The following is a 24624-nucleotide window of genomic DNA, read 5'->3' on the forward strand; positions in this document are numbered from 1 at the left end:
GGCGTTGTTGCCGCGGAACGAGAACGACACATTCGACACGCCGCCGGAGACGCGCACCCCCGGCAGGTTGGCCTTGATCCAGCGCGTAGCCTCGATGAAATCCACGCCGTAGTTGGCGTGCTCGGCCAGACCCGTGGCGACCGCGAAGATGTTCGGGTCGAAAATGATGTCCTCGGGCGGGAAGCCGACCTGCTCGGTGAGGATTCGGTAGGCCCGCGCGCAGATGGCCACCTTGCGGTCTGCCGTGTCGGCCTGGCCTTGCTCGTCGAACGCCATCACGACGACCGCGGCGCCGTAGCGGCGCACCAGCGTGGCCCGCCCGGCGAACGCCGGCTCGCCCTCCTTCAGGCTGATGGAGTTGACGATGCCCTTGCCTTGCACGCACTTGAGCCCGGCCTCGATCACCTCCCATTTCGAGGAGTCGATCATCACCGGGACCTTGCTGATGTCGGGCTCGGCCGCGATCAGGTTCAGGAACCTGACCATGGCCGCCTGCGAGTCGAGCATCCCCTCGTCCATGTTCACGTCTATGATCTGCGCGCCGTTCTCGACCTGCTGCCGCGCCACGTCGAGCGCCTTGTCGTAGTCGCCCTGCTTGACGAGCTCGGCGAACTTCGACGAGCCGGTGACGTTGGTCCGTTCCCCGACGTTGACGAACAGGGAGCCCGGCCACATGCGCAGCGGCTCGAGGCCGGCGAGCCGGGTGACGCGCGGGACATCCGGGATGCGTCGCGGAGGCACGCCGTGCACCGCCTCCGCGATGGCGCGGATGTGCGCCGGCGTGGTGCCGCAGCAGCCGCCCACGATGTTCAGGAAGCCGCTCCTCGCCCACTCGCCCAGCATCCCCGCCATCGCCTCGGGCGACTGCTCGTACTGCCCGAACTCGTTAGGCAGGCCGGCGTTGGGGTGACAGCTCACCCGCCGGTCCGCCAGGCCGGCCAGCTCTTCCACGTAGGGGCGGAGCTGCTTCGCGCCCAGCGCGCAGTTGAGGCCGATGCTGAAGAGGTCGGCGTGGCGGACCGAGTTCCAGAACGCCTCGAGCGTCTGGCCCGAAAGGGTGCGGCCGCTCGCGTCGGTGATGGTGCCGGAGACCAGGAGCGGCACGTCGGCGCCGCGCCGCTCGAGCACGCCGCGTATGGCGAAGAGCGCCGCCTTGCAGTTCAGCGTGTCGAAGACGGTCTCGACCATGAGCAGGTCGGCGCCGCCGTCGAGCAGCGCTTCGGCCTGTTCGGTGTACGCCGCGACCAGCTGGTCGAAGGTGACGCCGCGGAAGCCAGGGTCGTTCACGTCGGGGGAGAGCGACGCGGTGCGGTTGGTCGGGCCGAGGATGCCGCACACGAAGCGCGGCTGGTGAGGCTCGCGCGCCGTGAACTCATCGGCGACGGCGCGGGCGAGTCGCGCGCCGGCGAGGTTGAGGTCGCGGACCGCCCCTTCCAGTCGGTAGTCTGCCTGCGCGATCGCCGTACTATTAAAGGTGTTCGTCTCGGCGATGTCGGCGCCGGCCTCGAAGTACGCGCGATGGATGGCGCTGATGATGTCGGGGCGCGTGAGCGAGAGGAGGTCGCTGTTCCCCTTGAGCGGCACCGGATGGGCCCGGAACCGCTCACCGCGATAGTCGGCCTCCTCCAGGCCGTACGTCTGGATCATCGTGCCCATCGCCCCATCGAGCACGAGGATCCGCTCCGTGAGCGCCTTTTCGAGTTGTGCCCGCCGCGTTACAGCGTTCATGGTCCGCCTGTATCTGCGAGCCGGGAGCCGGGAGCCGGACCATCGGTGTCCGTTCGGGCATCCGAGAGCCGAATCGAGCACCCAAGGTACGGCTCCCGGCTCCCCGCTCCCTCATAACGTCAAAACCGGCGGCGCCTGAAAAGCTGGCACCACCGGGCCGGCTTTTTAGCGGGATGTTTAACGTGGCCGCAATATGCCGTAAATCGCCACGACGTCGGTTGTCGAGAACCAATCTAGCGCGGCGGGGCGCCGGGCGCCACGGCCCTATTCTCCGGGGGCTGCGGCGATGGTCGCCAGACGGCGTTCGACTTCCTCCCGCGGCAGCCAGCGGCCCCCCACCATCACCCCCGCCTGGCGCCGGAAGTTGCCGATGTCGGCCAGCGGGTCGGCATCGAGCAGGACGAGGTCGGCGCGCTTGCCCGCCTCGACCGTGCCGAACTCCCGCTCCGCGCCGAAGAAGCGGGCGACGTTGCGCGTCCCTGTTTCCAGCGCCTGGTAGGGTGTGAGGCCTGCCGCCACGTAGCTCCTGAGCTCCCGGTGGATCGAGAAGCCGGGCACATTCATCACCTGCGGGGCGTCGGAGCCGAGGAGGATGCCGACGCCGGCCGCGTGCAGCTCCCGGATCAGCCGCTTGCGGATCGCCAGGAACCGCTCGGCCCGCTCGGGGGTCCATGCGCCCTGCGAGCGGAAGTTGGTGAGCTGCTGGATCCACTGCCGCACCATCGCCGCAGGCAGGTATTCCATCCCGGGCCAGCGGGCCATCTCCTCCGGCGGCTCGGAGCCGACGTAGCTCTCCATGAGCGCCTCGGTCGGCACGACCCACACGCCGGCCTCGCGGGTGATGCGTGCCGCCTGTGCGATGCGGCTTTCGTTGACGCGCCCGGCGAGGTTGAGGCCGAACCACTGCGACGGGCCCCGGGGCATGCCGGCCAGCCACTCCAGGTAGCCATCAAGGTGGTCGATGCTGGCGTAGCGGGCCTCGAGCGCGCGCTCCAGGCCCACCTCGAGCGGCACGTGGCCCGAAAAGCGAATCCCCACGCGCTGCGCTGTGGCGGCCATGGTGTCGAACGCGACGCGCGGAACGCCCGGGTGGATCTTGAGGAAATCGTAGCCGGCGGCGCGCTGCTCCTCCACCATGCGGCGCGCGACCTCGGGGCTCGTGGCCGAGTTGCCGTTGAAGGACGGGCCCGAGGTGTAGATGGTCGGGCTCAGTATCTCGCCGCGCGCCGCGCGATCCCGGAGCGTCAGGTGGGACGGCCCGCCCAGCATCCCGCGGATCGTCGTGACGCCGTTGGCCAGGTAGAGGAACAGGACCCGCTCGACCCACGCCGGCGACGCGTTGCCTCCCGGGATGTGGGCGTGCATCTCGGCGACGCCGGGCACCAGGTACCGGCCGCGTCCGTCGATCCGGAGCGCGTCATCGGGCACGCGCACGCGGGCGGCGGGGCCGATCTCGGCGATCCGGCCATCGCGCACGACCACCGTCTGGTTCGCGAGCACCCGCTCGCGGTCCATCGGGACGACGTTGACGTTCGTGAAGGCGACGACCGTGGGCGGCTCTTGGGCGCCCGAGGGAACCGCGACGGCGAGCGCCGCGGCCGCGACAAAGAGGGTGATCGGTCGGTGGTTCAGCTGAACCACCGTCGCCCCGCCCACCATCCGACGAAGATCCCGACGACGGACCCGATGACGACCCCCGCCATTCCGCCCAGCGCCTGACCGACGGCGCCGACGACGGTCGGACCGACAACCCAGGTGAACAGCTTCCGCATCCCCTTCACGGGGCGCTCCCGAGGAGGAGGTGGACGGCCTCCGCGGTGGTGAGGCCCTCGACTTCGAGTGTCTTGCGCCGCCCCGTCGCGCCGCTCGCGATCCGGAAGGCGCTCTTCGGCACGCCGAGTCGCTCGGCGAGGAACCGGAGCAGCTCGGCGTTCGCGGCGCCGTCCACCGGCGGGGAGGCGACCCTGACCTTTACGGCGTCGCCATGGCGGCCCGCCACCTCGGTGCGCTTGGCGCGCGGCTGCACCTGGACGGTGACGCGCGCGGTCACAGGCTCCGAAGGATGAAGGAGCGCAGCAACGAGAGCAGGAACCAGGCGACCAGCGGTGAGAAGTCGAACGGGCCGAACGCGGGCAGCACGCTTCGCAGCGGACCCAGGAACCACTCGGTGAGGGCGACGAACGGCCGCATCCAACGGGTGTGGCGCGACGCGCCGACCCACGAGCCGATCACGCGCACGATGAGCGCGAGCATCAGCAGGCTGAAGGTCCAGTCGATGAGCAGGGCGAGGATCGGCCGCGCGCCGCCGGTGGCGGCGCCCAGCAGCATGAAGATCTGCCGGACGATCCACTCGACCGCCGTGATGGCGAGGATGCCGCCAAAGACGGCGGTGGCGACGAGCCACCACGGGGCGTTCTGGGGGTTCCCGCCGCCGCGCAGCAGCCGGCGCTCGAAGGGCCTGAGCAGCGGGTCGGTCAGGTCGCGGATGAGACGGGCCGGCCGGCCGAAGGGGTTGAGGGTCCGGCGCTGTACGGCCATCGCTCCCAGCGCGCCGAGCACGGCGAGGCTGGCGGCGCCGAAGACGGCGTAGCGAAGGAGAAGGAGGGTTGCGTCGATCACGCCTGGGACCTCTAGTTGACCTCATGGTGGTGACGGCCTGGTGAGGGCCATTCTCAGCTTACGCGCTCAGAGGAGGCGCCGGCGGTGGCCAATCTCATGCCGCTTGAGCGCATTCAGCAAAGAATCTACTGGATACGAGGTCAGAAGGTCATGTTGAGCCCAGACTTGGGGGAGCTGTACGGCGTCGAACCGCGCGTGATTTCAAAGAAGGGGCGCGCGGGCGTTCGCCATGCGCCGTACGCCTTCACGGAACAAGGCGTCGCGATGCTTTCAAGTGAGGCCGACGCAGACATCGGCAGCACGCAGAAACTCTTGGGTCTCGCCCGTCTTGGTAGCTGCCTAACGACCTGCCGATAAGCTGCGGGCGCCGCAGCGACCGTCAGCTTGATCGGCTTGTTAGGCGGCTCATTCGACGCCGCTCCGCTAGTACGGATGCTGCCACGCCCGCTGCCAGGATCGAGAGGACCACAGTCAGCAAGTACAAGTTGAAGTGCTTCCCGAGGGCGAGCTTCAGCCATTCGGCAAGCAACATCTTCACGCCCACTACCATCAGGACCAGTGCGAGCGAGACCTTCAGGTATCGGAACTTCTTCACCATCCCGGCCAGGGCGAAATAGAGCGACCGGAGACCCAGGATCGCGAATACGTTGCTGGTGAAAACTAGGAATGGGTCGCTCGTAATGGCAAAGATCGCCGGGATCGAGTCCACCGCGAAGATAACATCTGTCGTCTCAACCATGACGAGTGCCAGCGCGAGAGGCGTAAGAAGCAGTGTCCCCGGTCGAGCCGCCTCGACGACCTCGTCGGGCACTGCGGGCGCACCGGGGATCTCGCTCTCGTACGATGCAGGCGCGCCCGCGCGAACGATGAAGTGCTCCCCGTGGAACCTGGCGCTAACCGGAAATAAGCGTCGTGTCAACCGGACCACGACATTCTGGTTTGGATCGGTGTGTTCCGTCTTGAGGAAGAGCATCTTGATTGCTGTAAGGATCAAGAAGATTGCAAAGAGGTACAGAACCCAGTGGAACTCAGCGATTAGCTTCGCCCCGAGAGCGATCATCGCGCCGCGCAGGAGTAGAGCGCCCAGGATGCCCCAGAACAACACGCGGTGCTGGTAGAGCGGCGGCACTGCGAAGGAACTGAAGATCATGGCGATCACGAAGATGTTGTCCACGCTGAGCGACTTCTCGACGATGTAGCCGGTCAGGTACTTCTCCGTTGCCGTTGAGCCGTCGTTTGGCAGTCCATCGACGGCGTCCGCCACTGAGCCAAGGCCGAACCACTGGGCGTCGTAGGAGAAGTACACGAACACGGCAAACGCCACCCCCAAGGCCAGCCACACCGCGGACCAGGCGAGGGCTTCTTTGACGGTGACGACGTGGGCCTTGCGGTGAAAGACCCCCAGGTCCAGTGCCAGCATCAGCAGGACAAACGCGATGAATGCTATCCAGATCCAGATCATGCCGAACCTTACTCCGTCCTGGGCTCGAGCCGCCTAACTAGTAATTGAACAGAACTGTCTAGCGCTGCACCAGCGAGGGGTGCAGGTGATGACGCCGGCGCTCGCCCGTCCGCCGCCAGGTCCACGTCCTTAACCCGGAGCGTCGGCGGATCGGGTTCCGCTAGGGATGAGCTAGGACACCCGGCGGGTCTTCCGCTTCATGAAGTCCATCAGGATGAACTGACCGAGGGTCATCGTGGTCGTGAAATACGCCTTCCCGCGGCAGATCTCCGCCACCTTCTTCACGAAATCCACCAGCGAGCGGTCGCGCGCGAGCATGAACGTATTGATCATGATCCCGTTGCGCTTGCAGAGCGCGACCTCCCGGTAGGTCGCCGCGAGGATCTTGGGGTCGAGGCCGACCGAGTTCACGTAGACCCGCCCGTTGGGCATCGTGAGCGCCGAGGGCTTGCCGTCGGTGATCATGACGATCTGCCGCATGTCCTTGCGCTGCGCGGTGAGGAGCCGCCGCGCCAGCTTGAGCCCCTCGGCGGTGTTGGTGTGGTACGGCCCCACCTGCGCCTGCGCCAGCCTGGACAGCGGGATCTCCTCGGCGGAGTCGTGGAAGAGGACGACCTTCAGCGTGTCGCCGGGGAACTGGGTGCGGATGAGGTGGGTGAGGGCGAGCGCGACCTTCTTGGCCGGGGTGAAGCGGTCCTCGCCGTAGAGCACCATGGAGTGCGAGCAGTCGAGCATCAGCACCGTGGCCGCGCTGGAGCGGTACTCGGCCTGGTGCACCATGAGGTCGCCGTACTCGAGGTTCAGCGGCACGCCGGGCCCCTCGCGCTTGATCGCCGAGAGCAGGGTGGCGTTCACGTCGAGGTTCATCGTGTCGCCGAACTCGTAAGGCTTGCTCGCGGCCTCGGCCTCGACGCCGGTCGCCAGGTACGGGGTGTCGTGGCTCCCGTAGCTCGAGCGCCCGATGCTGCCCAGCAGGTTGCGCAAGGCGCGGTAGCCGAGGAAGTCGAGGCCTTTCTGGGTCAGGTTGAACTGCACCTGCTGGGCCGCGTCGCGCGCTTGGCGCTCGTGCCCGGTGACCTCCTCGTGCCCGCCCGGCATGCGCGGCGCCTCGGTGACGTTGAGGTACCCGTCGCTCGCGAGGCGCTGCACGATCTGGTCCAGCAGCTCCGCGATCTGTTGCTTGAGCTCGGCGTCCTTCTCCGCATCACCGGTGCTCTCGCCGCGCATGATGGCCAGCATATCCGGCGTCAGCAGCCCGGAGTCCTTCAGCGCCTGGAGGATCGCCTCCTTCAACGCGTCCATCGAGTGCTCGGTCTCGTCACCCCCGAAGTCGCCCCAGTAGGGGTGTGAAGAGGCCCCGCCCGCGAACCCCGACTGGAGGAGGAAGTCGGCGAGCTGGTCGAGCAGCTCCTGGAGATTGACCGCGTCGGCGAGCTGCGCGACGTACTTGGAGAACGTGGTGGTGCGCACTTCTCCTAAGCTGGCCACGGCCCCACATTCCGGCAATGCCCGGTGCATCCCCGTCCCCGTTCGCGTCCCTCCGCCACCGGAACTACCGCCTCTTCTTCACCGGCCAGACGATCAGTCTCATCGGTACGTGGATGCAGAGCCTGGGGCAGGGGTGGCTGGTCCTCCAGCTCACCAACTCGGCCTTCGCGGTGGGGCTGGTGAGCGCGCTGGGCTCGCTGCCGGTGCTCCTCTTCTCGCTCCCCGCCGGCGTCTACGTGGACCGGACCAACAAGCACCGCGTCGTCATGGTCGCCCAGTCGCTGCTGCTGGTGCTGGCGCTGGTGCTGGGCATCCTGGCCGCGCGCCACGACGTCGCCCCGTGGCAGGTGGGGCTGATCGCCACGCTGGTGGGCCTGGTCTTCGCGTTCGAAGTGCCGGCTCGCCAGTCGTTCATGGTGGACCTGGTGGGGAAGGACGATCTGATGAACGCCATCGCGCTCAACTCGTCGGCCTTCAATGCCACCCGGGTGTTGGGGCCGGCCGTGGCGGGGCTGCTCATCAGCGCGGTGGGCGTGGCGGTGTGCTTTCTGCTGAACGCGGCGTCATACGTGGCGGTGATCGTCGGCCTGGCGCGCATGAAGCTCCCGCCGCACCCCCCCGCCGAGTCCACCACCAACGGCTGGGAGCGGTTCAAGGAAGGCGCGCGGTTCGCGATCGGCGACCGGAGGATACGCGCGCTCATCCTCATGACCGCGATCCTCAGCGTGTTCGGCTTCCCGTACGTGGTGCTCATGCCGGTCTTCGCGCGCGACGTGCTGCACGTCGGGGCGCGGGGCTTCGGGCTGCTCACCGCGTCGATCGGCGTGGGCGCGCTGGTCTCGGCGCTGGGCCTCGCGGTGCTCGGGCCGCGGATGCGCAAGGGGAAGATCATCCTCTGGTCGGGCCCGGCATTCGCGCTCGCGGTGGGCGGGTTCGCGCTCTCGCGGTGGTTCCCGCTGGCGATGCTTGCGCTGGCCCTTAGCGGCGTGGCGATGGTGCTGGAGAACGCGGTGACGAACACCCTGCTCCAGACGCTGACGCCCGACGCCCTGCGCGGCCGGGTGATGGGTTTCTGGACCTTCGTGTTCGTGGGCTTCGCGCCGATCGGGTCGCTGCAGGTGGGCCTGATGGCGGGGCGGTTCGGGGCGCCGGCGGCGGTCGCGGTCGGGGCCGCCGTTTGCTTCGTGAGCGCGGTCGTGATGTGGCGGGTCGTGCCCGAGGTGACGAGGCTGCGCTAGCGTAGTGTCCCAAGGAGTTGCTTTCGGAAGTCCGAGGCGCTCGGTCCGAGTCGCTTCGGCGGCAGGCTGACAGAGTACGTTAGGCGCCGTGACGTTGCTTGAACGACAGCCGGGTTTCGGCCGCGACCAAAGATGCCAGGCCCGAATTGCGCAAGCAAGGACACCACACTAGACTAGATTTCCTCCAGGATTCGAGCGAATTGGCTGAAAGGCGGCCCCGGGGAGCAATGCGGAAGCGACAGCTTGGCGGCGCATTCGTGCTGACGTTGCTGGTATCGGGGTGTGGTGACGCCGGGAGGCTCCTGGTGTCGAGCGAGACGGTTCTGCCGAGTCTCTGCCGAGCCTGTGATCTGCTCGTCGATGCGCGACCCTTCGCGGCTTCACGGGCGCACCCTGACTCGGCCGGCGCGTTGACGTATCTGGGCGAGTTCGAGATCGTGGCGGACCCCGGGTCCGATGTCGCGTTGAGCTGGACGGTCGATGGTGCCGGTTCGACGGAGCTGCGACGACCGATCCGTCTGGTTGCGTCGGTCGAGGGTGTGACCCGCGAGCTGTGGCTCGAGGCAGATGGCGAGCCTGTCCCGGTCCACCGCTTCGAAGCCCGTGGCGTGATCACGATCCGGTACGCCCTCCCGCGAGAGGTGAACGGTCCGCCGGTGGGTGGTGAGCCGCGGCTCACCCAACTGGTGCGTGGTGGCGCTCGCGTGGTCCGGGCGGAAACGCCGTGGGTAGCCGAAAGTCGTTGGCAGTTGGCGCTCGCGGCGGCGCAGGAAGGCGAATGTCCGGTGCCGGCGCCGGGCACGCACTGTGGAGTGACCGTTACGATCACACCCTACGTGACCGGTGGGCCGTTTGGGGGCTTCCAGAGCGATCCCGGTACCGGGGCGTCGTCCACGATTCGCGTGGGCTTCTCACCTACGGTCAGCCGAGTGACGATCACGGTGCTCGACCCGGATTTTGCCGGCAATCGGATGGTGGCCCTCGACGCGAACGGCAATACGATCGGGTCCGTCGCTTTCGCTGGCGACAACAGTCCTGGACAGTTCACGACGTCCACCCGAACGGTCAGCGCCATCGGCATCGCCGCGGTGCTCTTGGTTCCCGCCTCAGGTGATTACGTGGCGTACGATGGGCTCTCGTTCCTGAAAGATTGCGCGTTGTTCGACGGTGCGGTGGACGATCCGCTGCTGCTCGATCCGGCGGTGCAGCGACTGCTCCTTGGCCTGGCGCAGCGGAGCGGGTTTGCACAGCCGCTGGCGAACCGGGTCGAACGCGGCGGGTATATTGTCGAGCGGGGCGGCCGGACTGAGTTCGTGGAGCACCAGTATCTTCTGGAACCAAATCTTTGCGCGCTGGTGTCCGATCCCGCTGTCATCCGGGATCTCATGAGTGACCCCGCGGTCACAGTATTGGGGCAGGTGCACACGCATGCGGTACACTCGGGCGTCTTCCCGAATCCGGGGAACTGTCTCCAAGTGAGGCTGCAGGGCAACGGGTTCGTGACGCAGACGCGGCCGGAGCCCCGACTCCGGTTCGATCCGGGACCGAGCCGGGCAGATCTGGGGCCGTGGAAAGACGGCATCGCTCCTTTCCCGGGTTATGTGCTCGATCCGGAGCGCGTGTATCGCTTCGAACGCTCCTCGCCGACCGGCGGCCGGCCAACGCAGCGTGACTTCAGGGTGAACACGGGGGGCAACGCATGTATCGCCACCGGTTTCTGATCGCGGGAGTCTGCTCGCTCCTGTGGTGCTGGCCCGCGACCGCAGCGGCGCAGGGCTCTACGAGGGCGTGTGGGGAGCTTTCGCACGCCGAGCTCGACCTGGAGGCGCTCGCGCATCTCTTTTTCGAGGACGAGTTCGCCTGGTTCCGGGACGATATCGGCATTGCGCAGCTGGATCCCGCCGCCCCGCGATCTGTGGTCACCGACCCGCGGACGTGCCGGGTTGTCGTCAGAGCGGTGCGGAATGCGCTCCGCGACATCTACGACCACGCTCCGCCGCTCAACTCCTTCGACTACGCGATCTTTCAATACGGCCCGTACTACGCCGTGCTCTTGCAGTCGAAACCGGTGGAGGGCGTGCAGATCGCCGGGTACAGCGACCTACTCATTTTCCGCGCCGCCACACTCGAGTACTTAGGGAGTATCCTCGTGTAGCGCCGGCGCCGCACGCGGCGGGGGGGCCCACCCGCCGCCGGCAGACTCCTCCTTCGTCCGGTTCGGTACCGTTTACCGGCAGTTGCTAGATCCTCCAAACGGACGCACGTTCGAATCGCCTAACCCCAAGGGGCGCTTGTACCTTTCGATCCGATCGAGCCGGCCGATTTCGGCGCCCAAGGCGAGCGGCGCCGGCCGGGTCCGGTCCTGCGCTAGGCCCAGCCGTGCCGGCGCGCGGCGCTGACGATCAGGTCGGCGGCGCCGTCGTTGCCGAGAAAGCCGGTGTTGAGCACCAGGTGATAGCGAGCCGGGTCCTGGCGAGGCAGGCCGTAGTGGCGCTCGACGTACCGGTCGCGCGCCGCGTCCGTCTGATCGAGCGTCCGGGAGGCGTCCTGCTCGGTCAGGCCGACGCGCGCCATCACCTCGCGGATGCGCGCGTCCCGTGGCGCCACGATGTAGGCGTGGAGCGCGTCCTGCGCGCTCGAGCGCGCCAGCACCGCCTGGGCGCCGCGCCCCACCATGACCGCGCGGCCGTGCGCCGCCGCCTCCGCGATCACCCGCTCGGCTGTGCGCACCATCGCTTCCTCGTCCGGCTCGTCCCCGGTCGCCGCGGCGGGCACGAACGTCTCCGGTGAGGCGGTGGCGAGTGCGCGCACCAGCCGCTCCATCAGCGACGGGGCGCGCTCCTCGCGCGCGGCAACCGTCTCAACGGGCAGGCCGGCACGCTTGGCGACCTCGCCCACGAACTGGTTGTCGATCAGCGTCCACCCCAGCGCGTTCGCCACCAGCCCGGCGACCGCGGAACCGCCGGCGCCGTACTGCCGGGTGATGGTCACGACCGCCATCGCCGGCTTCAGCGCGGCCGGAGGTTCCGGCGCAGCGCCCCAACGTCCAACAGCGGCATGCCGCCTTCGGTCGGCACCAGCACCACCAGGTTGTTCGACTGCCGCATGTCGTGGAGCACCTCGAGGTACTGCTTGGTCAGCGCCTCGGGCGTCAGGGTCTGGTTGAGGACCCGCTGCTGCTCGGCCTGGAGCCGCGCCACTTCGACCCGGTGGCGCTCGGTCTGGATCTGCTGCTCCTGGGCGATCTTGTTGTTTATCGCCTGAACCACCTGCGGCGGCGGCTGGAGGTCGCGCAGGAAGAACGCCGTCACCGTGGCGATGCGGAACACGCCGCCGCCGGCACGCGGCCGCGTCACCAGCGCCGTATCGACCTCCGCCTCCATCACCGAGGCGATCCGGTTGCGCTGGCCGATGTCGTTGATCGTGAACTGCACCATCCCGTCACGCACCCCGTTGCGGATGGCGTTCCGCACCGCGCTGTGGATCTGCCGCTCGATTCCGATCTCCTTGAAGATCGCCGGCGCGTCCTGCGGGTCGATCTGCCACCGGAGCGCGACGTCCACCGTCATCCCCATCTGCTCGCTGGAGAGCGCCGCGATCTGCTCGGCTTCGTCGGCCTCGGGGTACTGTTCCTCGCGAGTGGAGAAGCGCTCAACGTACGACCACGGCGTGACGAACCGGATGCCCGACACCAGCGGTGCCAGGTCCACCCGTCCGAAGGCGTGCCGGACCCCTACCTGGCCCGCTCCGATGACTACGATCATCGAGCCCAGGACGAAGCCCCCGCCGATCACCGCCAGCACGAGCGAAAAGGTCCGCACGATGCCGGCGGCGGGCCGCGCCCCACCCTGGCTCTTCGCGACGCCCGCGATGACCATCATGAGGGCGCCGGCCAGGATGAACGCCGCGCCCAGGATCAGCTTTGCCATATCGGTACCCTCGTTGCGGGTGGGGTGCGCTGCGGGTCAGGCGTAGGGGCTGCCCGGTCCGGACTTCGGGAAGGAAGGTCCGGGCCGGTCGGCGCGGGCGCGCGAATACCCCGCTTCCTCGCTGCGCGCGATGCGCTTCTGCGCCGAGAGCCCCTCGAGGACCAGCTCGCAGGCGGCGACGGTCATCCCGCTGTCGCCTCGCTCGGCCAGCCCGACCTTCGAGATGAAGTCGAGGAGTCCAGGCACGACGCCGAAGCCCTTCAGCAGCGCGTCCGAGCGTTCGTCGTGGGAGACCTTGAGCGCTCCGCCCTCGTCGAACCATTGGACGATGTCGTCGGTGTTGGCGCCGCCAGCCCGCCCCTCGAACGTCGCGCCGGAGGCCCGACGGATGAGGTCCCGTGCGATCGCGTCGGCGCCTTGAAGCTCACCCTCGTATTCCAGCTCGAGCTTGCCGGTTATGGCAGGCACCGCGGCGTAGACGTCGGAGATCCGCGGCACGACGGCCGGTTCGCCGCTCAGCACCGCGCGCCGCTCGGCGTTGGAGAGCACATTCTCGAGCACCGATATCGGCAGCCGCTGGCTCACCCCGGAGCGCTTGTCGATGCGCTTGTCCACCCGCGCCTCGAATGCCACGCGTTCCACGACCTCCGTCACGAAGTCCGGGACCCGGATCGGGAGGCCGTCGCGCGCCACCCAAGCCTCCTGGCCGGTGATCGTCATGCCCAGGTCCAGGGTGCGTGGATAGTGGGTGGAGATCTCGGAGCCGACGCGGTCCTTGAGCGGCGTGATGATCTTGCCGCGCGCCGTGTAGTCCTCGGGGTTCGCCGTGAAGACCATCGCCACATCCAGCTCCATGCGGATGGGATAGCCCTTGATCTGGACGTCCCCTTCCTGCATGATGTTGAAAAGGCCGACCTGGATCTTGGCGGCGAGGTCAGGCAGTTCGTTGATCGCGAAGATCCCGCGGTTGGCGCGTGGCAGGAGCCCGTAATGGATGGTCAGCTCGTCGGAGAGCAGGTGTCCGCCGCGCGCCGCCTTGATCGGGTCCACGTCCCCGATGATGTCGGCGATGGTGACGTCGGGGGTGGCCAGCTTCTCGATGTAGCGCTGGCTGCGCGGCAGCCACGCGATCGGCGCCGCGTCGCCGCACTCCTCCAGCAGCTGCCGCCCGTACTTGGAGATCGGGGCGAACGGGTCGTCGTTGACCTCGCTCCCCTGGAGGATCGGGATCTCCTCGTCGAGCAGCTGGAGCAGGCCGCGTATGATGCGCGTCTTGGCCTGCCCGCGCAGGCCGAGGAGGATGAAGTGGTGCCGGGAGAGCACCGCGTTCTGGAGCTGCGGGATCACCGTGTCGTCGTAGCCCAAGATGCCGGGGAACACCGTCTGGCCGGACGCGAGGCGGGCGAGGAGGTTTTGCCGCATCTCGTCCTTGATCCGGCGGCGCTGCCGCTCGGGCGTGCCCCAGACGGTGTGCCGGAGGTCCCGCAGCGTGGCTGGCTTGGTCATGAGGGGAACATAGGCGCCAAGGCGCCAAGACGCCAAGGCGCCTCGCACGGGCTCGGCCGCTAGGATTCGACGCGCCCCTAGCGCGAGCGCTGGCGTCAGTCGGCGGGCGCGACCTCGACCAGGTTGTCGTAGAAGGTCGCGCCGCCGCCCATGTCGGTCAGGGCGACCGACGTGGTCTCGTTCGCGTTCATCCCGTCCGCCGCGAACCTGCCCCACCAGATCGACGGCGCCTGTACCACCCCGCGCTTCACTTCCGCGGTCACCACCGCCACCGCCCGGAAGCCGCCACGGTCGTTGTAGCACCGCACCGTCAGGCCCTCGGTGACTTGCCGCGACGCGGCGTCGTGGGGATGGATGCGCAGAGTGGGCGCCCCAGCCTTCTTCCGCAGCGAGTCCACGTTCACGAAGGTCGAGTTCAGGAACTGGTGTGCCGGCGGCGAGATGAGTGCGAGTGGATACCGCGTCGCCAGTGATGGATCCGCCTCGCGAGACTCACGCGGCGGCAGATACGTTGGCACCGGGTCGAGCCCCTTCTGCGCCAGCCGCTCCGAATAGAACTCGCACTTGCCGGAGGGCGTCGCGAACCCGCCCTCGGCGTACGGCGCCCAGGGGGTCGGGAGGTTGAGCCGCGCCCAGCCGTGCTCGAGCAGCCGCTCGAAGGTGATGCCCTCCAGGTGCTGGTGGCCGCTCGCGAGCGCCTGGCGGATCATCTCTTCGTCGCTGTCGCGGAAGCACGGATCGTCGAAGCCCATGCGAGCGGCGAGGCGGCGGAAGATCTCCGAGTTCGGCAGCGACTCGCCCACCGGCGCGATGCTCGGCTGGTTCAGCGTCACGTAGTAGTGGCCGTAGGCCAGGTGCACGTCCCAGTGCTCCAGCTGCGTGGTGGCCGGCAGCACGAGGTCGGCGAACTGCGCGGTGTCGGTGAGGAAGTGCTCGAGCACGACGGTGAAGAGGTCCTCGCGCGCCAGCCCGCGGCGCACTCGCGTCCGGTCCGGCGCGATCGCGCCCGGGTTGGAGTTGTAGACGACCAGCGCTTGCACCGGCGGCCCGCCCACGCCGGCATCGGGCGCGGTGAGCGCCTCGGCGACCAGGCTCATGTTGATGGTGCGCGTGCCGGGCGGGATCAGTTCGAACCGCTCTAGCGCCGCCTTGTTGAATTTGTGCGCCGCCGAGGTCGACAGCTGCACGCCGCCGGCGGGGTGGCGCCAGTGGCCGGCCACGGCCGGCAGCGACGCGATGCACCGCACCGCCATGCCGCCGCCCGCATGACGCTGGAGTCCGTAGTTGACCCTGATGAACGCCGGCTTTGCGGCAGCGTATTCGCGCGCCAGCCGCACGATGTCCTCGGATGGCAGTTCGCAGATCGCAGCCACGCGCTCCACGGGATACTCGCGGACCCGTGCCTCGAGCCGGTCCGCGCCGAGGGTATGCCGTTCGAGGTAGTCGCGGTCGGCGAGCCCTTCGGAGAACAGTACGTGCATCATCCCCAGCGCGAGCGCCGCATCCGTGCCCGGGCGGATCATGAGGTGGCGGTCGCACTGCGCCGTGGTGCGGGTGGTGAGGGGATCGATCGCGATCACCGGCGCGCCTCGTTCGCGCGCGGCGCGGACGAAGGGCCAGAGGTGCGGGTTGGACGTGAGCGTGTTGGTGCCCCACAGGATTACGAGCTTCGAGTCGCCCACCGCCTCGGTGTCGGTACCGACGTTCTGGCCGACCGTCATCTGCATGCCGACCGAGCCCGCCGTCGAGCAGATGGTGCGGTCCAGCAGCGAGGCGCCGAGTCTGTGGAAGAACCTCCGGTCCATCGAGGAGCCCTGGATGAAGCCCATCGTCCCGGCGTAGGAATACGGAAGGATCGCCTGCGGCCCATGCTCGTCGCAGACCCGCCGCAGGCGCTGCGCGATCTCGTCGAGCGCCTCGTCCCACGAGACGGGCGCGAACCTCCCCTCGCCCTTCGCGCCGACGCGACGCAGCGGACTGGTGAGGCGATCCGCGTGATAGGTGCGCTCGAGGTAGCGATCGACCTTGGCGCAGAGGAAGCCGCGGGTCACCGGATGATCCGGGTCGCCGCGCAGGTCCACGGCACGCCATGCGCCTTCGGCGGTACGCTCGATAGTGACGAGCATCGCGCAGGTGTCGGGGCAGTCGTGCGGGCAGGCGCCGCGAACGACGCGGCGCAGCGGTGCGGTGGGAGGCATGAACAATGTTAGGCGAGAAGCCCGGCGCAGGCAACGAAGCGGCGGCCGGCAATCCACAGGCCGGAGAAACGTAACAGATTGTCAAGCATCGAGTTGACTGGCGGTGACATGGGTCACATTGTGGGGGAAAAGTTGGGGCCAGCGGTTATCCCGACGGAGAGCCTAACCCTTGACAGGGCCGTAGGTTTGGGTACTTTTGGCCCCGGTAGAGGCCGGCGGCAGCGGCGCGCGGACCTCGGAAATGCTACCGCTGGCATACTCTCATTCTCATAGGAGAAGCGATGAAGCGCTTGGTTCTAGCCGTTGCGGTCCTCGGTCTGATGGCGTGCAAGAAGCCCGAGGCGGCGCCCGCCGCTGACACGACGGCCGCGCCGGCCGCGGCGCCGGCTATGGATTCGACGATGATGGGCGACACGGCGCACCTGGCCGACACGTCCAAGATGATGGGCGAAACGAAGAAGGCGAACTAAGCGCGCCTCGCATTTCGACCTCACACGAAGACTCGGGGCTCGCGCTCCGAGTCTTCGTGTTGTGAGGACTATCATGCCGCGTCGCGGAACCACCGGCCGGTGCGCTCCACCGCTTCAGCCGGCGGCACCACGGGCCTCCATTCCAGCTCGCGCTCCGCGCGCGACGACACGAACGGGTTGGCGTGGCCGAGGAACTGCACGGCCGCCTTGAACAGCATCATCGGCGAGCCGGGGCGCGCGGCGCGCAGCACGATGTCCGCCGCGCTGGCGGCCGGCCACGCCAGGAAGCGCGGGACCGCCAGCACGCGCAGCTGCACTCCCAGGCCGCCCGCGAACCGCTCCAGGAACTCGCGCTGGGTGACCGCTCCGTCGTTGGCGATGTTGAACGGGCCCTGGACATCCGGGCGGTCGAGCGCCGCGAGCGCCGCGGCGGCGACGTTGCCGGCATAGACGACGCTCAGCGGGTTCGAGCCGTCGCCGATCACCATTCCTACCCCGCGCCGGAGCGCGCGCGCGACGCGGATGGAGAACTGGCGGTCGCCTTCGCCATAGATCACGCACGGCCGGAGCGCGACGGCCGAGAGTCGCGGCTCCTCCTCGTGCGCCATCCGCCACACCGCCTGCTCCGCCTCGCGCTTGGAGCGCGCGTAGTGATCGCCGGGGAAGATCGGGCGATCCGTGCCGAAGGACTCATCGACGCTCCGCTCGCCTCCATCGTAGGTCGTCTTGCGCCCATAGACGGCGACCGACGAGAGGTGCACCAGGCGAGCGCCGTGGGTCGCGGCCGCGCGCGCCACGGTCTCCGTCGCCGCGACGTTGGTCCGATGGTAGTGCTCCCAGCCCCGACGGGAGAGCACGACGGCCGCGGCGTGCACCACCGCGTCGGCCCCGCGCACGCCGGCCTCGATCGCCGGGGCATCCGTGATGTCTCCGCGCACCGGCACGGCGCCCATCCCCGCCACTCCGGCGGCCGCGGTGTCGCTCCGGGCGAGCGCAGTGACGCGGTCACCCCGGGCCAAGAGGGCAGCGATGACGTGCCGGCCCACCAGCCCTGTTCCTCCGGTCACGAAGACCTTCACGGGGTTCCCAGCCACTTGGCTCCCTGCACGACGCCGTGGCTGCCGTCGGGCAGTTCGACGTCCGCCCCGTCGGCCACTTCGCGCCGGATCACCGCCACCCCGACATGGCCTTCCATGACTTCCGACCACGCCACGCTGGTGAGCCGCCCGACCGGCTTGCCGTCCAGCGAGAGCGCCAGCGGGAGCGGGCCCGCGGGCCCGCGCTCCAGCACTACGCTCGCGAGAGCGCGGTTGGCATGGCCGCGGAAGTGCAGGCGCGCGACCGTCTCCTGGCCCAGGTAGCAGCCTTTCGTGTAGGAGACCGCGCCGAGCTCGTCGAGTCGAGCCTCCTGGGGCAGCGTCTTGTCGTCAATCTCCGCGCCGAGGCGCGGGATGCCGGCGAGGATGCGGCATTCCTCGAGCAGGGCGGGCGAAGCTGGGACCGCGCCCCGGGACGCGAGCTCGTCTTGGAGCGCGGCCGCGTGCGCGGCCGGCACGACGCAGTCGAATCCCGGGGCGCCGCGCGCCACGGCTCGCGCGACCACGAGCTGCCGGCCTGCTACTGTCGCGGCGACGGCGCCGGCGGCGGGTGGGACGGGCCCGCTGCGCAGCACGCTGGCTATCATCGCGTCGGCGCCGGCGCCGTAGATCCCGACGCTCGCCGTCTCGGCCGAGATGTCGGTGGAGCGGCAGAGGCGGGGCGGCAACGAGCGGGTGAATGTCTCACGGACTCCTGCGCCGCCCGCGTCAGGCGCCTCGACGAGGATCTCGTCCACCAGCCGCGTGATCCACAGCGGCGTGACGACCATGCCCTTCACGGTGAGGAGCGCGCCGAAGAGATGCGCGCCGTCTCCCGCCCGCTCGATATCGCAAGTGACGAGTCCTTGCACGCAGGCCACGCGGCCTGGGCCCGCGAGGCTGAAGCGTGTCACATCGGTTCGCCGGAAGGTGACGACACCACCTTCGAGCGCCCGGCGTTCCCCACTCGACACGGCGCCTTCGGGCACGAGCGGGACAGCGGGATCAAACACGGGTAGCGGTCTGCACGGGCTGGAGCAGCGCGTCGAGCTCGGCGGGAAGGTGGCCCTCGAACGAGGCCCAGACGCGGTCGGCCGCCGCCAGCGCGCCGGCGTGGTGCGAGGTGGTCAGCATCACGCAGCCTGCTCCCAGCGCGCGGGCCGCGTAGAGTCCGGGCAGCGAGTCCTCGACGACGACGGCGCGGGGCGTCCCTGGCTCGCCGCATGGCGCGCCGAGTCGCGCGAGCGCGAGCCGGTAGCCCGCGGGGTCCGGCTTGGTGATGCCGACGTCTTCGGCGCTCACGATGACCTCGACGACGTCCGAGATGCCCGCGCAGGCCAGCCCGAACTCGATCTCGCCGCGAAGCGCTCCGCTCGCGATCGCAACCCGCCAGCGCGCGGCGGCGCGGCGCACGAAGCCGGTCACTCCGGGCACGATCGGCAGGTCGCGCGCAGCGAACGCCGCATAGCGCTCCGCCTTCCGGCCTACCAGGCGTTTCGCGGTGCGCGGCTCCAGCGGGCGGTTCGCCCGCCGGTACGCTTCCCGGAACGAGGCGTGGTCGTCGAATCCGAGATAGTCGGCGTAATAGGTGGGCTCGTCGAGGGTGAGCCCCTCATCGGACAGGACATCGCGGAAGGACGCGAAGTGCAGGGGTTCGTCGTTCACGACGACGCCGTTGAAGTCGAGCAGCAGAGCGTCCATCACCCGAAGCGGCTCTCCAGCCAGTCGGCGATCACCGGCCACACTTCAGCACGCGCGGTGCTGGAGACCAGCAGCCGGTTGTGGTCGAAGTCCTCGGTGAAGCCCTCCGCGCGGCCGCAGTTCATGAAGGTCTTGTCGGCGCTGCCGAACTCGTTCACGAGGTCCTCGCAGATTGATGGCGGCGCGATCAGCCAGTCGCCACCGCCCGCGAGCGCGAGCACGGGAACCGTGATCCTCCGGCAACCGGCGAAGTAGTCGGTGCCGTCGTCGCCCACCCAGCGGCCGCGCAGGTTCCAGCGCAGCCACTGCTCCATGATGCCCGCATGCTCGTCTTCCGGCCCCAGCCCCAGAAGCCGCGCCGGGAACCGGCCCAGGGTGCGGGTGACGGCCAGCACCGCCGCCGCCATCGGGTACTGCAGGATGCCCAGACCGGTGGGCGCGGGAGTGCCGGCGAGGACGAGACCCACGACGCTGCGCGCAAGATCGCTCCCCGCTCCCAGGAACGCGACGGCGATCACACCGCCGGCGCTGTGGCCCAGCCAGACGACCCGATCGCGGCCGGTTGCCTCGAGGACGCCACGCACCAGCGCCGGCGCGTCGCGCCGGATCCAGTCCTCGAAGTGCCACGCGCTGTTCCTCCCGGCCTCCCCCGAGCGGCCGTGGCCGCGCAGCTCCGCGACCCACGAGTCGAACCCGCGTTCGGCCAGCACCCGCGCCAGCCCGCGCTCGCTCTTCCCACCCATGAAGAAGTCGCGGTTCGAGAATGTGCCGTGCACCAGGAGTACCGGCGGTGCGCCTCGCGGCCGCTCGGGAGACGCATGAAAGAGGGCCAGCTCCACGCCGTCGTCGGCGCGGGTGAGGATCGGCGCTACGTCCGTCACGTCGCGTAGGACCAATCGAGCAGCTCCACCGGGTGTCGCACCTCCACGTCGAGGCCGCGGAGCAGCGTGCCGGCGCCGATCTGCATGAGGCAACCGGGGTTCCCCGTGACGACGACGTCCGGGCGCGCCTTGCCTATCGCCTCGAGCTTCGCGCCAAGCACCTGGTTCGACAGCTCCGGCTCGACCAACGAATAGAGCCCGGCGCTGCCGCAGCACCGATCACTGCCGTCGAGGGGAACCTGGACGAGGTCGGGGATCGCGTCGAGGATGGCGCGGGGCGCCGCCGCGACCTTCTGCGCGTGCAGGAGATGGCAAGGCTCATCGTAGGCGACCCGCAACGGCAGCGGATTGCCGCGCCTGGGTCCGCGGTCCGCCAGCACCTCAGTGACGTCGCGCACCCGCGCGGCGAAGTCGTGAGCGCGGTCCTCGAGCGCTTCCCCGGTGAGCCACTCGCCATACGCCTTCAGCATGGCGCCACAACCGGCGCTGTTGGTCACCACCGTTACGCCGGGTGCGGCGCCGTCGAACGCCCTCACGTTCTCGCGCGCCAGCTCGCGCGCCAGGTGCTGGTGGCCCGAGTGCGCGGCGAGCGCGCCGCAGCATACCTGGCCGGGCACCTCGCTGGTCACGACGCCGTTCACCGCCAGCGTGCGGATGGTGGCGTCGTGCACGTGGCCGAAGAGGCCGTCCATGACGCAGCCGCGGAACAGCGCAACCTCGCGCGCGGCGTCGCCGGGGCCCGAGGTGCGCGGCGGCTCGGGTGCGGTATCTCCCGCGCTCCGGCCGTCGGACGGCACGCTCGGCGCCGGCCGTCGCGCGGCAGACGCCGCGACGCTCGCCGCCCCGCGACCGCTTCTCGTCGCCGCGAGCATCGCCAGCATCGAGGCGAGACGCGGGGCATCCGGTCCCGCACCGCGCGAGAGCACCTCCGGCAACCGGGTGGCTCGCGCGAGGCGTGAGAGCGCCCACATCGATCTCTGGCGCTCGGGTCGGGCGAGGAGCCAGAGCCCGGCGCGCACCAGCAAAGGAAGTGGCCGCGTGTGCGTGATCTCGGCCCGCGCGGCCTCGAGTGCCGGACCGAAGAGCACACCCGAGGGGCACACGCTCTCGCACGCCCGGCACCCGAGACAACGGTCGAGATGCGAGGCCATCTCCGGGTCGTCGGGCGGAAGCTCTCCGCGCTCCAGCGCGCGCATCAGCACGATGCGCCCGCGCGGCGAGTCGCTCTCGTCCGAGGTGACCTCATAGGTGGGGCACGCCGGGAGGCAGAACCCGCAGTGCACGCACGCGTCGAGTCCGGCCCAGGCGTGCGCGTTGGCCCCCTGGCGCGCCGGTGAGATGGCCCGGTCCGTCCGTCCGTCCAGCTTCATGCGACCAGCGGCACCGCGAACACGCCGTTCGGATCGAACGTCGCGCGCAGCGCGTCGGTGAGCTGCCGCACGCCGGGCGCGAGCGCGCCCCATACGCCCGCGGCCTCGCGAGTGGGCGCGTCCGCGCGCTCCAGTGTGACCGGCCAGCCTCGGCCGGCCAGGGCCGCGCGCAGCGCGTGGACGACGGCAGGCGCCACGCTTCCCGCGCCCACGCGCACCGTGCCGCGTGGCACCGTGACGCTGATGCCGAGGAGGTCGCCAAGATGCGCCCCCGCGAGCGCCACAGCGTCGCCCCACGACGCCGGATCGGAGCCGATGCGGAGGACAACGGGCCAGCTTCCGACCATTCCCTGCCACTCCGCCCAAGGGGTAGGGTGTAGGGTGTGGGGTGGGGGCGTGATCTCGCGGCAGTCATGCAGCGCCGTCACGGTTCGGGCCGCGGCGTCGAGCTCCTCTTCCACGCCGCGGGCGGTCCCGATGGCGCGCAGCGCAAGCACCCAGGCGCGGTCGTACCCGACCGCCGCGGAGAGCGGCGGACTAGTCACCTCGAAGGCGGCGGTAGCAGTCCCGGAGCCGAGCAGTCGAGCGGTGGCTGCGGCGACCGCGGCGAGGGAGCCCGACCACGCGCGCGTCGCATCCGCCTCGGCGCGGGCGCGCAGGCGCAGGTTAATCTCGGTGATGACTCCGAATCCCCCGTGTCCGCCGATCACGACCTTGGCGAGGTCGAACCCGGCTACGTTCTTCACCACTCTCCCCCCGATCCGCACCGTGGTCCCGTTGCCCGCCACCACGGTCATCCCGAGAACCTGGTCGCGCGGGGGACCGTAGCCGGCGGCGAGCGGTCCGCCGCCGCCCGCGGCGAGAGCGCCGCCGAGCGTGCGCCCGGAGATGCCGGGCGGATCGAGCGCCAGCCACGCCCCCTGTTCGGCGAGCCGCGCTCCCAGCTGGTCGAGCGGACATCCGGCGCCCGCGGTTGCGACGAGGTCGGCGACGTCGAAACGGGACAGGGCGTCGAAGGGCCTGAGATCGAGCAGGGAAGCGTCGCGAGGCGCGTCCGGCCACCAGGATCCGGCCCCGCGCGGGAAGAGGCGGCGGCCGGCGGCGGCCGCCTCGCGGACTTGCTCCGCTACGCCGTCGGGTTCGGCGCGCATCGTACCAGCTCGGCCCGCACGGCCGCGACGAAGGTCTTCGCCTCTTCGATCAGCGGACGGGCGTCCTCGGGTCGCCACCCCGCGAAGCTGCGCTGATCGAGCGTCATCTCGAAGAGGGTCGCGAAGCCGCTTGGCAACTCGGTGCGCACCATTCGGGTGTAGTCGGAGAGTGAGCGCTGCTGGTGCCACGGTTCGTCCCCCAGCCACACCTTGACCATCGCGGCGCCCATCACTCCGGGGTACGCCGCCTCGATCGCGCGACCGCCCGTGCCCCCGTCGAGATGGCGCTGTGCCGCTGACATCCGTCGATCCGCGTCCGCGAGCTGCCCCTCCATCTGTGCCATCCAGCGAGTCGGGATGGCGCTCACGAGTCGCTCCAGGGCCGCCACTCGCGACACTGCGCGGTCGGGATGACCTTGCCCCGGTTGGCCCGGGCTTCCGGATCGAACGCGCGGCGCGCCGCGGCCATGAGGCCGAGCTCGTCAGGCCCGAAGACGAGCGGCATGTAGCGCAGCTTGTCTATTCCGACGCCGTGCTCGCCGGTGATGGAGCCGCCCGCCGTGACGCACACTTTCATGATCTCGCCGCTCGCCGCCTCGACGCGGGCCAACTCGTCGGGGTCGCTCGCATCGAAGGTCAGATTGGGGTGCAGGTTGCCGTCTCCAGCGTGAAAGACGTTGCTCACGCGCAGCCGGTGCCGCGCCGCGATGGCCGCGATCGCCTCGAGCACGTCGGGCAAAGCGGTCCGGGGCACCACCGCGTCCTGCACCACCAGGTCGGCGCTGGCGCGGCCCATGGCGCCGAACGCCTTCTTGCGCCCCTGCCAGAGCCGCTCGCGCTCGGCGGAAGTCGTCGCCTTGCGCACGTCGCGCGCGCCCGAGGCGCGGCAGATCGCCTCCGCGTGCGTGGCCTCCGCTTCCGCGCCGCCCGGCCGGCCATCCACCTCGACGAGGAGCACCGCGGCGGCATCCGTCGGGTACCCCGCGGCGTAGATCGATGACTCGACCAGCTGGATCGTGCTCTGGTCCATCATCTCGAGCGCCGCCGGGACGATGCCGGCCGCGATGATGTTCGACACCGCCTCACCCGCCGCGCGCAGCGAAGTGAAGTCCGCGAGCAGCGTCCGGATCGACGCCGGGATCGGCACGAGGCGCACCGTGATCTCCGTCGCGATGCCGAACATCCCCTCGCTGCCCACGAAGAGGCCGACCAGGTCCGGTCCCCACGGCTCCCCCGCCGCGCTCCCCAGCCGCACCAGCTCGCCGGACGGGAGCGCGACCTCGAGGGAGAGGACGTGGTTCGTCGTTACCCCGTACTTGAGGCAGTGCGGCCCGCCCGCGTTCTCCGCCACATTACCGCCGATCGTGCAGGCTGACTGACTCGAGGGATCGGGCGCGTACATCAGGTCGAATGGAGCCGCGGCACGGGACAACGTGGCGTTCACCACCCCGGGTTCGACGACCGCGCGGCGGTTGGCGGGGTCGATCGAGCGGATCTTCCCCAGCCGCGTCAGGGTGATCAGGACCTCGGGCGCCTCGGCCAGCGCCCCGCCCGAGAGGCCCGTCCCAGCGCCCCGGGCCACGAATGGCACGCCTCGCGCGGCAAGAAGCCTCAGCACCGCGCACACTTCGGCCGTGGAGCCCGGGAAGACGACCACCCCGGGCGTGCGCCGGTGCGTCGGCAGGCCGTCGGCCGAGAAGGTCGCGAGCTCGGCGCGGGCGGTGCGCACGTAACGCTCCCCGACGATCGCGGCGAGCGCGTCGGGGACCGAGGTGGCGGCAGTCAACATCCAGACAATCTAGCTATT

General features: G+C 69.7%; 24 protein-coding genes and 1 riboswitch. Of the genes, 5 read left to right on the forward strand and 19 right to left on the reverse strand.

The genetic code is table 11. The features are described 5' to 3' along the window. The 5 genes from Q8Q85_08325 to Q8Q85_08345 form a co-directional block, all read right to left on the reverse strand. A partial coding sequence (locus tag Q8Q85_08325) for a homocysteine S-methyltransferase family protein (GenBank protein MDP3774257.1) occupies positions 1–1728 on the reverse strand: 1728 nt, incomplete at its 3' end. A 145-nt stretch (positions 1729–1873) separates the two neighbouring features. After that, positions 1874–1948: riboswitch (SAM riboswitch) on the reverse strand. Positions 1949–1992: 44 nt separating this feature from the next. After that, a complete protein-coding gene (locus Q8Q85_08330) occupies positions 1993–3369 on the reverse strand; it encodes an amidohydrolase family protein (GenBank protein MDP3774258.1) in 1377 nt (458 codons plus the stop codon). Beyond that, positions 3357–3509 carry a hypothetical protein gene (locus Q8Q85_08335; protein ID MDP3774259.1) on the reverse strand — a complete coding sequence of 51 codons (153 nt, stop codon included), beginning with the start codon at positions 3507–3509 and terminating at the stop codon, positions 3357–3359. Before Q8Q85_08335 ends, Q8Q85_08330 begins: the two co-directional genes overlap by 13 nt. Next, entirely contained in the window at positions 3506–3778 is a 273-nt protein-coding gene (locus tag Q8Q85_08340; protein MDP3774260.1) for a DUF167 domain-containing protein, read from the reverse strand. The genes Q8Q85_08335 and Q8Q85_08340 overlap by 4 nt, the downstream gene beginning before the upstream one ends. Beyond that, a complete protein-coding gene (locus tag Q8Q85_08345; protein ID MDP3774261.1) occupies positions 3775–4347 on the reverse strand; it encodes a YggT family protein in 573 nt (190 codons plus the stop codon). Before Q8Q85_08345 ends, Q8Q85_08340 begins: the two co-directional genes overlap by 4 nt. An 84-nt stretch (positions 4348–4431) precedes the next feature. Between Q8Q85_08345 and Q8Q85_08350 the strand changes: the two genes are divergently transcribed. Next, positions 4432–4704, forward strand: coding sequence for an ORF6N domain-containing protein (locus Q8Q85_08350; protein ID MDP3774262.1), 273 nt, complete (start codon positions 4432–4434; stop codon positions 4702–4704). Positions 4705–4726: 22 nt separating this feature from the next. On the opposite strand, the gene Q8Q85_08355 is transcribed toward Q8Q85_08350, so the two are convergent. Both Q8Q85_08355 and Q8Q85_08360 read right to left on the reverse strand, forming a co-directional pair. Then, positions 4727–5809 carry a TerC family protein gene (locus Q8Q85_08355; GenBank protein ID MDP3774263.1) on the reverse strand — a complete coding sequence of 361 codons (1083 nt, stop codon included), beginning with the start codon at positions 5807–5809 and terminating at the stop codon, positions 4727–4729. Positions 5810–5980: 171 nt separating this feature from the next. Further along, on the reverse strand, positions 5981–7279 hold the full coding sequence (locus tag Q8Q85_08360) for a VWA domain-containing protein (GenBank protein ID MDP3774264.1): 1299 nt from the start codon (positions 7277–7279) through the stop codon (positions 5981–5983). A 35-nt stretch (positions 7280–7314) separates the two neighbouring features. Between Q8Q85_08360 and Q8Q85_08365 the strand changes: the two genes are divergently transcribed. The 3 genes from Q8Q85_08365 to Q8Q85_08375 all read left to right on the forward strand — a co-directional run bounded on the left by Q8Q85_08365 (position 7315) and on the right by Q8Q85_08375 (position 10690). Beyond that, positions 7315–8535 (forward strand): MFS transporter, encoded by a 1221-nt coding sequence (locus tag Q8Q85_08365; GenBank protein MDP3774265.1) that lies wholly within the window; start codon positions 7315–7317, stop codon positions 8533–8535. A 227-nt stretch (positions 8536–8762) separates the two neighbouring features. Continuing rightward, a complete protein-coding gene (locus tag Q8Q85_08370; protein MDP3774266.1) occupies positions 8763–10256 on the forward strand; it encodes a hypothetical protein in 1494 nt (497 codons plus the stop codon). After that, positions 10235–10690 (forward strand): hypothetical protein, encoded by a 456-nt coding sequence (locus Q8Q85_08375; protein ID MDP3774267.1) that lies wholly within the window; start codon positions 10235–10237, stop codon positions 10688–10690. Before Q8Q85_08370 ends, Q8Q85_08375 begins: the two co-directional genes overlap by 22 nt. A gap of 212 nt (positions 10691–10902) precedes the next feature. Here the strand turns inward: Q8Q85_08375 and Q8Q85_08380 are convergent, their stop codons facing one another. The 4 genes from Q8Q85_08380 to Q8Q85_08395 form a co-directional block, all read right to left on the reverse strand. Next, on the reverse strand, positions 10903–11535 hold the full coding sequence (locus tag Q8Q85_08380; protein MDP3774268.1) for a cytidylate kinase-like family protein: 633 nt from the start codon (positions 11533–11535) through the stop codon (positions 10903–10905). Positions 11536–11543: 8 nt separating this feature from the next. Beyond that, positions 11544–12464, reverse strand: coding sequence for an SPFH domain-containing protein (locus Q8Q85_08385; GenBank protein ID MDP3774269.1), 921 nt, complete (start codon positions 12462–12464; stop codon positions 11544–11546). Positions 12465–12500: 36 nt separating this feature from the next. Then, entirely contained in the window at positions 12501–13970 is a 1470-nt protein-coding gene (locus tag Q8Q85_08390; protein ID MDP3774270.1) for a magnesium chelatase, read from the reverse strand. A 95-nt stretch (positions 13971–14065) separates the two neighbouring features. Beyond that, positions 14066–16168, reverse strand: a complete 2103-nt coding sequence (locus tag Q8Q85_08395) for a molybdopterin oxidoreductase family protein (protein MDP3774271.1) — start codon at positions 16166–16168, stop codon at positions 14066–14068. A gap of 281 nt (positions 16169–16449) precedes the next feature. On the opposite strand from Q8Q85_08395, the gene Q8Q85_08400 reads away from it, so the two are divergent. Further along, positions 16450–16638, forward strand: coding sequence for a hypothetical protein (locus Q8Q85_08400; protein ID MDP3774272.1), 189 nt, complete (start codon positions 16450–16452; stop codon positions 16636–16638). A gap of 71 nt (positions 16639–16709) precedes the next feature. On the opposite strand, the gene Q8Q85_08405 is transcribed toward Q8Q85_08400, so the two are convergent. Genes Q8Q85_08405 through Q8Q85_08440 form a run of 8 tightly spaced genes read right to left on the reverse strand, consistent with a single transcriptional unit; the run spans position 16710 to position 24606 of the window. Next, positions 16710–17717, reverse strand: a complete 1008-nt coding sequence (locus Q8Q85_08405) for an NAD-dependent epimerase/dehydratase family protein (protein MDP3774273.1) — start codon at positions 17715–17717, stop codon at positions 16710–16712. Then, entirely contained in the window at positions 17714–18727 is a 1014-nt protein-coding gene (locus Q8Q85_08410; protein MDP3774274.1) for a hypothetical protein, read from the reverse strand. The genes Q8Q85_08405 and Q8Q85_08410 overlap by 4 nt, the downstream gene beginning before the upstream one ends. Next, complete coding sequence (locus tag Q8Q85_08415; GenBank protein ID MDP3774275.1) at positions 18720–19415, reverse strand: HAD family phosphatase; 696 nt, start codon at positions 19413–19415, stop codon at positions 18720–18722. Before Q8Q85_08415 ends, Q8Q85_08410 begins: the two co-directional genes overlap by 8 nt. After that, positions 19415–20296, reverse strand: a complete 882-nt coding sequence (locus tag Q8Q85_08420) for an alpha/beta fold hydrolase (protein MDP3774276.1) — start codon at positions 20294–20296, stop codon at positions 19415–19417. The genes Q8Q85_08415 and Q8Q85_08420 overlap by 1 nt, the downstream gene beginning before the upstream one ends. Next, positions 20293–21666 (reverse strand): (Fe-S)-binding protein, encoded by a 1374-nt coding sequence (locus Q8Q85_08425; GenBank protein ID MDP3774277.1) that lies wholly within the window; start codon positions 21664–21666, stop codon positions 20293–20295. The genes Q8Q85_08420 and Q8Q85_08425 overlap by 4 nt, the downstream gene beginning before the upstream one ends. Then, positions 21663–22817 carry an FAD-binding oxidoreductase gene (locus Q8Q85_08430; GenBank protein ID MDP3774278.1) on the reverse strand — a complete coding sequence of 385 codons (1155 nt, stop codon included), beginning with the start codon at positions 22815–22817 and terminating at the stop codon, positions 21663–21665. Before Q8Q85_08430 ends, Q8Q85_08425 begins: the two co-directional genes overlap by 4 nt. After that, complete coding sequence (locus tag Q8Q85_08435) at positions 22793–23185, reverse strand: hypothetical protein (GenBank protein MDP3774279.1); 393 nt, start codon at positions 23183–23185, stop codon at positions 22793–22795. Before Q8Q85_08435 ends, Q8Q85_08430 begins: the two co-directional genes overlap by 25 nt. Then, complete coding sequence (locus Q8Q85_08440; protein MDP3774280.1) at positions 23182–24606, reverse strand: FAD-linked oxidase C-terminal domain-containing protein; 1425 nt, start codon at positions 24604–24606, stop codon at positions 23182–23184. The genes Q8Q85_08435 and Q8Q85_08440 overlap by 4 nt, the downstream gene beginning before the upstream one ends. Between the last annotated feature and the right edge of the window lie 18 nt (positions 24607–24624).

The organism is Gemmatimonadales bacterium (assembly GCA_030697825.1).
Classification (GTDB): Bacteria; Gemmatimonadota; Gemmatimonadetes; order Gemmatimonadales; family JACORV01; genus JACORV01.